Origin of the sequence: Sphingomonas sp. TF3 (genome assembly GCF_003985085.1) — a bacterium.
Lineage (GTDB): Bacteria > Pseudomonadota > Alphaproteobacteria > Sphingomonadales > Sphingomonadaceae > Sphingomonas.
Genome location: NZ_RWKS01000081.1, coordinates 1 through 714 on the forward strand (window position 1 = coordinate 1; position 714 = coordinate 714).

Annotated in this window: 1 pseudogene; it reads right to left on the minus strand. The window is 63.3% G+C overall.

Annotation, left to right across the window (positions count from 1 at the left end):
• Positions 1-53: 53 nt before the first annotated feature.
• A pseudogene (locus EJC47_RS20870) lies at positions 54-714 on the minus strand (hypothetical protein); the annotation flags it as partial.

The following is a 714-nucleotide window of genomic DNA, read 5'->3' on the forward strand; positions in this document are numbered from 1 at the left end:
TGGGGACCGGTGAGAAAAGGCCCAAAAACGTACGCTAAGCATCACGTCCAGCCTCAGCGGCTGCGGTGGCCAATGCTTCCCCCTCCGGCCGCCACCAGTGCGACGACACCCGACAGGATGTATGCGATGAGGACACGCGCTGGTCCAAGCAGGCCGCCAATTGCAAACCCGCTACCCTCGCTGATGCGGGTTCCAGCACCATAAAGCGCGGCGGCGCGGCCGTGGAGCTCGGGCCTCACAGTGGTATGTAGGATCGTGCGAACCGATACGTTGTAGATGGCATTGCCCGCACCGCCGATGAGGAACGCCATGGCGACGACCGCCAGGGGAAGCGATGGGGCGAGCGCACCGGTCAGACCTATTGCCAGAAATGAAGCCGCGATGCTTCCCAGTCCGACAAGGGCCGTCCAGCGGGCGTTACGTTCGACATAGCCACCCGCGGCCCATGCAGAGATGAGATAGGCTCCTGCCCAGACGGCAATGAACGCCCCGTATGCGAACGGACCTCGGCTGAGAACGTTGGTTACGAGAAACACATAGACACCGTCCGCAATCGCGAGCGCCATAATAACGACCCAGAAACTGGCGAGCAGAAGCATGATGCGTCGCTGGCGGGCAATCGGCGCATAGCCCCGGAACACGGCCACCGGCGTCCAGCCAGGATTGTCGGCATCGGGTGCGCCCGGCCGGCTGAGGTGGGAGAGTACGATGACG